The sequence below is a fragment of the Amycolatopsis sp. NPDC058340 genome (genome assembly GCF_042723975.1).
Taxonomy (GTDB): Bacteria; Actinomycetota; Actinomycetes; order Mycobacteriales; family Pseudonocardiaceae; genus Amycolatopsis.
On sequence record NZ_JBHXIB010000030.1, the window covers coordinates 91,770 to 101,044 of the forward strand.

Consider the following 9,275-nt stretch of genomic DNA (forward strand, 5'->3'; position numbering starts at 1 on the left):
GGTCAGTAGCCGCGGACTTCGGGCCAGCGCCGTTCGACGCCTGCCCGGTCCAGTACTCGGGCGAACTCCTCGAACCGTGCCGGGTCCTCGCGGACGGCGTGCGGCTCACCACCGCCGCGCACCGCGAATCCGGCGAGGTGACCGGCGACTTCGCCGACGTTCCACTCCACGGGGTGCAGCCGGTGACAGCCGTTGGTGATGTGGGTCGTGCCGATGTTCTTCCCCGCGGGCAACAGGTTTCGCATCCGCTGGGGTAGCAACGCGCCGAGCGGCAGCTCGAACGGCACACTCGGGACGTCGATGTAGGTGTCGCCCGCCGTCGACGGATGCAGATCGATCCGGTAGCTGCCGACGCCGACGGAGTCTTCGCGGCGTTTGCGGCCGGTCGGCCCGAGTACGTCGAGCGCAACGTCCTGCTCGACGATCGTCGTGACGGCCCGGATCCGGCGTGCTTCGCGCACATAGGCGGATTTGGCCAGCCCGTCGTCGGTGTCGACGACGTCGCGACGCAGTTTCAGTCCGGGGAAGCCGGTGCCGCCGTCGAGCCTCGGCGCCTCCGTCTGCAACCAGTACAGCACCGACAACGAGAGCTGTTTGGCCTCGTGATGGGCCAGCGCGACGTCCTCGGCGGTGCTCACCCCGTCGATCTCCACCGCGGGCCGGAGCCAGTAGTCGTTGAGCGGCCAGTTCACCAGCGTGATGTCCGAGCCGAAGGCACCCGGCCGGTGCAGCTTGCGGGCGAGGATCCGGCGGAAACCCCACAGCTCCTTGTCGCCGGCGTCGGCGCTCTGGTCCGCGCTCACCGCCAGCGGATCGGTGTCCGGGTTCGGGTCGAAGGTGCGGCCGACCGGGGCCAGCGAGCGCGGATCCGGGGCGAGGAAACCGAGCAGCGGTCCCGGCCAGAAATCCGGCTGGTACTCGCGCCAGAAACCGTACATCTCCGGCCGGTCGATCGTGTGGTCCTCGCCCGCGTGATGCGAGAGCGCGAAACAGTAGGTGATCCCCTGGAGATTGCCGGGGTCAGCCTGTTCCGGGGCGTGCGGTTCGCCGTGATCGGACTGCGCTTCGGCGCCGATCGCGAACTCGGTGCCCGTCAACGGCAGCAGATCCCCGTTCTCGGTCGCGTCGAGCACGTACTCCGCCCGCACTGTGGTGCGCTCCCCACCGGGCCCTTCGAACGTGACGGCGTCGACGCGATCGCCGCTCACCTCCGCCGCGAACGGCCGGTGACGCGGCAGCACGGTGAGCCGTCCGGCGGCCCGGTGCGGCGCCAGCATCGACTCCAGCACGGCGAGCGCGACACGCGGCTCGTGACACAGTTTGCTCACGCGGCCGGCGCCGGGGTTCAGGTCGGTCAACGCGGCCGCCTCGGCGCGCAGCGGGTAATACCGCCGGTAGTAGTCACGCACGCCCTCGCGGAAGGCGCGATAGGTGGCCGTCCCGCCGAAACGCTCGATCCACGGGTTCTCGTCCGGGGGAACCGCCTGCGCGGTGAACTGACCGCCGAGCCAGTCGGTCTCCTCGGTCAGCACGACGTGATGCCCCGCCGACGCGGCGGCGAGCGCGGCGGCGACGCCACCCACCCCACCGCCCGCGACGAGGATCTCGGTGCCGAGTTCAGCCATGTTCCGTCCTATCGGGATCGCGGTGGGCCGACTTGGGCGCCGTCCACCTGTGGGCACCGCAGCAACTGCTGCGGCGCGGTCGTCCGTTCGGTCACGAGGTCGACCAGCAGGCGCACGGCGCGTCTGCCCATCTCTCGCATGGGGACCTCGAAACCGCTCACCCCGGGCGGGCCGCCGAGCACGGCCAGCGAAAGATCGTCCGGAGTGGACAGTCCGGCGGTGTCGACGGCCTGCCGGACTGCCCGATACGCCGTCCCCGTGTCGGTGCCCTCCACCACGACGGCGGTCACCCCGCCGTCGACCCAGCCACGTACGGTCGTGGCGGTCAGATTCGTGCCCTGCAACCGGACGACGCCGGTCTGCGGGGCCGCCTGTACCACTCCGCGTTGCCGATCCTCCGAGGACGGCGCCTCGTCGGCCTCGCGCACGTAGCGGATTTCGCGGTGGCCGAGATCGAGCAGGCGCCGCAGCACCAACGCGGACGCCGTCACGTAATCCGCGCCGACGTACGGGATCCGGCCACCGAGCTCCGGCCGCCGTCCGATGTAGACAAACGGGAAGCCGTCGTCGACGAGCCGCGCCACCGGCCCTTCCGGCACATGCCTGCCGAAGAACAAGCAGCCGTCGGCCAGCCGGGTCCGGCGGATCGCGGCCTCCTGCCGGGCACCGGGTCCGCTGGTGCCGGTGAACAGGATGAGGTCCTGGCCGAGTTTGGCCGCCTCTTCCTCCACACCGGACAGAATCGGGTGGTAGGTGTCCGCCTCGTCGGTCGGGAAGGCGCTGCGGAAGGTGTAGAGCCCGAGCAGATTCGACCGCGACCGCGCGAGCCGGGTCGCGACCGGATGCGGCACGTAGCCGAGATCCTGCGCCACCTCCATCACTCGCCGCCGGGTCGATTCGGCCATCCGCACCGACCGGTTCCCGCCGAGCACCACGGAAACGGTCGCCTGCGAAACCCCGGCGATGCGGGCGATGTCCGCCTGCCGGGGCGGCCGCCGACCTGATGCCATTCCGTCTCCTTGAAGGGTGCTAATGCGGTTTAGCCGAGCATCTGTCCGGGATGCGCCGAAATCAAGGAAACCGGCTCATCCTGTCCGATACCACGGCTGAGAAGGACTAATACGTATTAGCTCCTTGACGGTCCGCGGCGGCGGTCCGAATGGTTGGACGAGCACGTCAACGCCGACGAAAGGGAGTGTCCGCATGACCGAGCTGTCCCGACGCGCGGCTCTGCGCGGAGCCGCCGGAGTAGGTCTCGGCCTGGCCGCGATGCCCGTCCTGGGTGCCGGGTCCGCGGCCGCGGCGCCTGCCGGATTCCCGGAGTACCGGTTCCTGCGCACCGCGTTCGACAAGAGCAAGCTGAAGTACAACCCGACCGGCGAACTGATCTTCCCGTGCATCCGCGGTGTCGCCGGCCGGATCGCGAACCCGCTGGGCCGCTACTACCTTTACTACGCGCCGCACGACGCGCCGGGCGGGATCTGCCTTTCCTACGCCGACAGCCTCGAAGGTCCCTTCATCGAGTATCCGGGCAACCCGATCGTCAAGAGGACCTGGAATCCGCACTACAGCGTCTCCCACGTCTCGTCGTCGCACGTGCTGTGGAACGAAGACGCGCGGGAGCTGTGGCTGTACTTCCACGGCGAGAACACGACGACCCGTCTCGCGCGGTCCAAGGACGGCATCCACTTCACCTACGACAAGGTGGTGCTCTCGACCTCGATGCTGCCCGCAGGCACCACGGAGACCTCTTACGCGCGGGTGTTCCGGCACGACCTGCCGTCGCGTGGCGCCAAGTACGTGATGGTCTTCATGATCAACGACAAGAGCAATCATCGTTCGATCGGCTGGGGCTGGTCCGCCGACGGACGGAACTGGACGTTCTCGCAGACGCCGCTGATCCGTCCGGAAGAGGTCGGCGCGAGCAACATCGGCGCCCCGACCATCGCCAACCGCGGCACCTCGACGTACGTCATCTACCACGAGAACATCGAAGCCGGCGGCAACATGCTCATCACCGAGGTCGGGAACGACTTCAGTAAGCGCAGGCACCTCGGCGTCTTCCACGCGCCGCTGCCGGGCGCACCGGACAACGGGCGCTGCGCGGCTCCTTCGTTCGGGACGATGAACGGCAAGGAGTACATGTTCTACGAAGCCGGTGCACGGCTGGACGGGTCGATCGCGATCGCACGCGCGGTGTGAAGCGCGCTCCTTTCGTTAGGCGGTGGTGCGGGCTGAGCTGATTCGGTGAGGCGAGTCGAAGGTGGCAGGTTGCGAAAGCCACTTTCGCAACCTTCAGCCAGGGCGTCCGACCGTCTGGTGCGGGCCGCCCACAGCGGACAGATACCCTGATCACAGGCCGAGCAGCGCCTTGACGGCCTCGCGCGCCTGACGGGCGGGCGCCGGGTCGCCGCTGATACCCGCTGTCACGATGGCCCCTTCGGCGAGCAGGTAGACCGGTTCCGTCACGGGCCGTCCGATGGCCCGCACCCAGTTCTCGATCTGCTCGTGGAACGCCTGCTTGTGCGTCCTCACCTCGGCCAGCACCGCCGGGGACGACGAACCGAATTCGCCGTGCGCGTTGATCCAGGCGCAGCCGCGGAAGCCGGGTTCGGCGAACCAATCGGCGAGCCAATCGAAGATCGAGAGCACGCGCTCCCGGGGCTCCTGGACCTGTTCCACATGGGCGGCCAGGCTGCCCCGCCAACGCTGATCACGGCGTTTGAGCATCGCCACCACGAGGTCTTCCTTGGCTTCGAAGAACCGGTAGATCCGCTTGAGCGAGAGGCCGGACGCCGCACGGACCTGATCCATCCCGACCGCTTGGATGCCGTTCTCGTAGAAGAGTTTCTCGGCGGCATCGAGCAGAGCCTCGCGGTCCACGCGGTTCTGCTCGTCGGTGACGGCGGCCGGCATCGGTACTCCCTTGACGTTGAGAACGATCGTTCCCTATCGTAGGCGCCAGACGTGGAGAACGCACGTTCTCAACAGGAGGAGGTTCGACGATGACGGAAGATCGCCCGCCCTACCCGCCGTTCACCCGGGAGACGGCGCTGCGGAAGGTCCAAACGGCAGAGGACGCCTGGAACACCCGCGATCCCCGGAAGGTGTCGTCGGCGTACACGCCCGACTCCGTCTGGCGGAACCGCGACACCTTCGTGCGCGGCCGGGAGGAGATCGTCACGTTCCTGACCGCGAAGTGGGAGCGCGAGCTGGACTACGCGCTGCGCAAGAATCTGTGGACGTACACCGAGAACCGGATCGCCGTCCGGTTCCAGTACGAATGGCACGACCAGGCCGGACAATGGTGGCGCAGCTACGGCAACGAACTCTGGGAGTTCGACGAGCACGGCCTGATGAGCCGTCGCGAGGCGAGCATCAACGACGTCGCCATCCCCGAGACCGAGCGACGCATCTTCGGTCCGCGCCCGCCCGCGGAGCACGGCGCCGAATTCCCGCTCCGCTAGTCCACGATCGCCGAGATCTCCCACAGCCCCAAGGATTTGTCGGCGTAGGCGCCGCCCTCTTCGGTACATCCTTCGACCAGCACCGCCAGCGGCTCGGGGAACCCGAAGGGCTCCCGGCACAGGTTCAGCGGCCGCCAGTCGCCGGTCACGATGTCGGTGTTGGTGCCCAGTTCGGTGAAAGTCGTGGTCAGCAGGTATCGGGAACCGCTCCGCCGAAGGTTGCGCAACGCCCGCTCGATATCGGCGAAACTCAGATGCACCAAGCAATCCCGGCACAGCACGAGATCGGCCGACGGCAGCGGGTCTGCGGTCAGATCGAGCACCTGGAACTCGTGCACCGGATCGTCCCGGAACCGCTCGGCGTTCAGCTCGATCAGATCGGGAACGATGTCCGCGCCGATGTACCGGTCGAGATCGAGATCCACCTCGCTGAGCCAACCGTAATCACCGCACGGAAGATCGAGCAGCGTCCGAACCCCGAAGCGATTCAGGAGGGCCGGTAGCCGCTCGCTCAGCCCCCGGGTCTGGACGGTCTCGGAGCCAGGCCCCGACGCCGACGAGGAACTCCACAACCGGGAGCGGAAGATGTAGGTGAAACGATCCTGGGTCCCCATGCTTTCCAGCTCGTCCGCGACCCGCCGGAAGTTGCGCTGCGCCGTGGTGATCGGTCGTTCGTCCACGTCCGCATCGTAGATCCGGCGGGCCGGTCTTCGCTCGACCTCGTCCTGCGGCCGCGGTGGAACCGATGTCGAGCATCGGGATCCCGATCAGACCAGTCACTCACCGTTGGTGGGCCGAGCGGGTCGAAACCGGTCGACCAAGCGCCTGATCGAGTGAACCCAACGTGAGCATGGCTGCTCGAATCTCGTCGAGCTTGACCGAAGTTCGACCGTACCCGGCAGTTTCGATCAGCATTTCGCACCGCACCCAAAAGTCGCGCACGGGCACCGAAAAGCCGCTCTCAACCTGCGGTGAGACCGATCGCCGGGTGTTTCGCGCCGACGCCGGAAAACAGGTTGCCGAGCCTTCGACAGCGCTGGGCCGTTCGGCCGCACCCGCTACTTTTAGTAGTTCTCGCGGTCACCCAGACCGTTGAGCGACGCGTGCATACCGTTCAGCGCGACACACGCAGTACTACTGAACGGTCACAGTCTGCTTTCGCCAAGATGTCCTCAGCCGCACCGGTCAAGAACCGGTAACGCACGCGTGGCCCCCTGCTGTCACAGGAGGCCACGCGGATGTCCATTCGCAAGCTCGCTAGAACAAGGACAGGACGGTCGTGACCATACAGCCTGATAACGCGAAGACACCAGACAACGGACCGCCCCAACGGGTCAAAGTCGTCATCGAGCATGTCGAAAAGCCGGCTCGGCGAGTCGCGACGTCCGCGGAGATGATCCGCGCGGCGCGGCCGCTCCTGCGGACGCCGGGACGGCATCGCAAAGTGCAGACCCGCGACAGCTGGCTCTGCCTGGCGATGGCGGTCCTCGCCGGCTGGGCCCCGACACTGCGGATGTGCCTTCTGCTGACGATCGGCGGCGCGATCGTCGTCGGCGTCGTCGAGATCAGCACTCCGGAAGTCGGTGTGTCGGCGGGGACCAGCGTCGGTCTCCTGACCCTGTTCGGTGCCTGGATTGTCAAGGCCCGACAAGGTAAACCGCGGCGAGAGCCGAGTCTGTAGCCGGAATCCGCACCGTGCCCGCCGCAGTGCGGGCACGGTGCGCGGCAATGTCGGAAAATCCCCACGCCAGTTCGGTGTCCTCCGGTTAAATGATCGCGAAGTCCCGACATGTGAGGAGATCTCGTGCGGAGAGCTAGAAGACTGGGGGCTCTGGCCGTATCGGTGCTGGCAGCGACCACGGCACTGGGCGGATCGGCGTCGGCCGACACCGTGGAGTCGTTCCACACCTCGCTCGACCCCGCTTCGGTGCGGGAGTCGGTGCGCTATCTCGTCGAGAACTACCGAGTGAGCGAACAGGAGGCGTTGCGCCGCCTGGAATTGCAGACCGACGGCGGCAAGCTGGACGAACTGCTGCGACGCGACCGCGGCGCCGAGTACGGCGGCATGTGGCTCGATCAGGACAAAGGGCAGCTGGTCGTCGCGATGACCAAGCCCGCCGCGGCCGAGCCGTATCTGAAGGCGATGCCCGACCGTTCCGCCGTTCGCACGCAACGGGTCCAGCACTCGTTGCAGCAGCTCACGGCGGTGAAGGAACGCGTCGCCGCCAAGGTCGGTGCAGGACCGGAAGCGGTCTACCTGCCGTCGGTGAGCGAGTCGGAAAACCGTGTCGTGCTTTGGGAACGCGACTGGGTGGCGCGGGAGAAGGCGGCCGCGGCCACCGTGACGAACACCGCGCAACGGGCCGTGGCCGACGAATCCGGCATGGTCGTCTCCCGGGTGCTGAAGAATCCGAACGCGCTGTCCACGCCGAACGTGGATCTCGGTTTCTGTCATCCGCTCTACTGCACGAACTACGGTCCGATGCGGGGCGGTATCCGGCTGGACATGAAGCGGGACGACGGCACCTGGGGCGGCTGCACCAGCGGTTTCAACCTGCGCTCCACCGGTGGCGGTTTCCCCGGCAAGGGCTGGGTGCTCACCGCCGGGCACTGCATGCGGACGAAGACCAACAACACGCCGACCCAGCACAACGGCAATGACGTCCTGCAGCAGCACGGCATCGAGAAGAGCTCGTATCCGTACGACTACGCGGCCCTGCCGTACGTCAACGACGCGGCGTCGACGAAGTGGCTCGAAGGCCAGACCGGCCGCAACCGGGTGCTGAAGTACTGCCGCAACGGCGGTATGGACAGCAACGGCGACACCCCGTGCGGTGCGCAGGCCACGTCGGTCGACGAGTACATCACCAGTGCCCGCAAACTCGCCGACATCAAGGCCGGGTATGTCGTCTGCGCCTCCGGAACGGCGTCGAGCAAGGTGAACTACCCCGATTCCGTCGACAGCGGAGCCGGCGCCGGCTACCTCGTCGGGACCCGCTGCGGCCGGGTCCTGTCCACGGACGTCGGTATCAACACCGACCTGTGCGCTCGTCCCGGCGACAGCGGTGGACCGCTGTTCAGCCAGGCCGACCACGCGGCGCTGGGCATCCTGGTCGGCAACCAGCAGTCCCGGTCCGGTCCCTGCCAGGCCGGTGAACTGAACAACTACGCGCCGATCGAGACGATCACCACCGATCTCAGCGAGCGGATCGCCAGCCAGGGATCCACCTTCGCAGTGATCACGACTCCGAACGGCTGATCTCCCGAGTACATGAAGGCCCCCTTCAGCGCGTCTGCGGTGAAGGGGGCCTTCGCCGTCACCTGGTCAGCAAGGGACCTTCGTAGCGCAACGCGTCGTCCTCGCCGTACACCCGGACCGTCAGCTCCGGCGGCTCCCAGGGTGCGAACACGTCGTCGACCGTCCGGGGCGCCGGCCCGAGATCCACGTCCACGGCGAAGGTGTGCGCCACGATCTCGGCCTGGACGACGACGCCTTCCGCGTCGGCCACCTCCAGCCGGCTCACCCCCGGGTCGATCGCACCCAGCGCGCCCGGCCGCGCGCTCCACACCGCGAACCCGCGCTCTGTGGTGTCACTCCCGTATCCGGTGCTCATGATGTTGAACAGCGTGTTTTCTCCCGCCCGGAAGACGCATTCCGCCTCGGCCCCCGAATCCCGGTAGGCCAGCATCCGCCCGTTCCCGGTGCTCGTCCCGATCCGGGCTCCGGTGTGCCACCCCTCGTATGACACCTGCTCCGCCGAACCCGCGATCTCCGCGGACCGGTAAAGCTCGGTGAGGGCCGTCAGTTCCGCGATCCACCGCGCGGTTTGTTCATCACTTGCCGGGGCCACTACGCGTGTGCCCTCCTCTCTGACTGTCCACAATGGTCACCATCGAGGCTGACACACCCGGATGTCGATCACATCGGGGTTTTCCCGGAGATCGCCCCGGCCCACTGCACGATTCGGTGCAACCGGGGAGATTAGGCCGAGCAGAGCAATCTCGCGGATTCCCCGTCATGGGTGTTCCGGTCGCCCGTCGGAGTGTAGCCCGGGCAAACCGGCCGCACAGCGACGCCCGGGGGGGGGGGGGGTGGCCCCGCCGCGCCCCGCGGGTGGAGGGTTTGTGGGTGGCGGGGGGGGCGGGCCGGCGCCGGGGGCTTATAAAAAACAGACGCGGGCCC

Annotated in this window: 9 protein-coding genes; 4 read left to right on the forward strand and 5 right to left on the reverse strand. The window is 67.6% G+C overall.

What is annotated here, in order from left to right:
* Positions 1 to 2: 2 nt before the first annotated feature.
* Together ACFWIW_RS27905 and ACFWIW_RS27910 are read right to left on the reverse strand one after the other, a co-directional pair.
* On the reverse strand, positions 3 to 1,625 hold the full coding sequence (locus tag ACFWIW_RS27905; RefSeq protein ID WP_378371206.1) for an FAD-dependent oxidoreductase: 1,623 nt from the start codon (positions 1,623 to 1,625) through the stop codon (positions 3 to 5).
* A gap of 8 nt (positions 1,626 to 1,633) precedes the next feature.
* Entirely contained in the window at positions 1,634 to 2,635 is a 1,002-nt protein-coding gene (locus ACFWIW_RS27910; protein WP_378371207.1) for a LacI family DNA-binding transcriptional regulator, read from the reverse strand.
* Positions 2,636 to 2,828: 193 nt separating this feature from the next.
* Between ACFWIW_RS27910 and ACFWIW_RS27915 the strand changes: the two genes are divergently transcribed.
* Complete coding sequence (locus tag ACFWIW_RS27915; protein WP_378371208.1) at positions 2,829 to 3,827, forward strand: hypothetical protein; 999 nt, start codon at positions 2,829 to 2,831, stop codon at positions 3,825 to 3,827.
* A gap of 150 nt (positions 3,828 to 3,977) precedes the next feature.
* Here ACFWIW_RS27915 and ACFWIW_RS27920 read toward each other — a convergent pair whose 3' ends face one another.
* Positions 3,978 to 4,541, reverse strand: a complete 564-nt coding sequence (locus ACFWIW_RS27920; RefSeq protein ID WP_378371209.1) for a TetR/AcrR family transcriptional regulator — start codon at positions 4,539 to 4,541, stop codon at positions 3,978 to 3,980.
* Positions 4,542 to 4,630: 89 nt separating this feature from the next.
* On the opposite strand from ACFWIW_RS27920, the gene ACFWIW_RS27925 reads away from it, so the two are divergent.
* Positions 4,631 to 5,092: a nuclear transport factor 2 family protein gene (locus tag ACFWIW_RS27925; protein ID WP_378371210.1), complete on the forward strand. Its 462-nt coding sequence runs from the start codon at positions 4,631 to 4,633 to the stop codon at positions 5,090 to 5,092.
* Here the strand turns inward: ACFWIW_RS27925 and ACFWIW_RS27930 are convergent.
* Positions 5,089 to 5,772, reverse strand: coding sequence for a class I SAM-dependent methyltransferase (locus tag ACFWIW_RS27930; protein ID WP_378371211.1), 684 nt, complete (start codon positions 5,770 to 5,772; stop codon positions 5,089 to 5,091). The genes ACFWIW_RS27925 and ACFWIW_RS27930 overlap by 4 nt on opposite strands.
* Positions 5,773 to 6,371: 599 nt before the next feature.
* Here ACFWIW_RS27930 and ACFWIW_RS27935 point away from each other — a divergent pair.
* Together ACFWIW_RS27935 and ACFWIW_RS27940 are read left to right on the forward strand one after the other, a co-directional pair.
* Positions 6,372 to 6,773 (forward strand): hypothetical protein, encoded by a 402-nt coding sequence (locus tag ACFWIW_RS27935; RefSeq protein WP_378371212.1) that lies wholly within the window; start codon positions 6,372 to 6,374, stop codon positions 6,771 to 6,773.
* Between the two features lie 123 nt (positions 6,774 to 6,896).
* A complete protein-coding gene (locus tag ACFWIW_RS27940) occupies positions 6,897 to 8,351 on the forward strand; it encodes a trypsin-like serine protease (RefSeq protein WP_378371213.1) in 1,455 nt (484 codons plus the stop codon).
* A 58-nt stretch (positions 8,352 to 8,409) separates the two neighbouring features.
* Here ACFWIW_RS27940 and ACFWIW_RS27945 read toward each other — a convergent pair whose 3' ends face one another.
* Positions 8,410 to 8,943 carry a hypothetical protein gene (locus ACFWIW_RS27945; RefSeq protein ID WP_378371214.1) on the reverse strand — a complete coding sequence of 178 codons (534 nt, stop codon included), beginning with the start codon at positions 8,941 to 8,943 and terminating at the stop codon, positions 8,410 to 8,412.
* Positions 8,944 to 9,275: the final 332 nt, after the last annotated feature.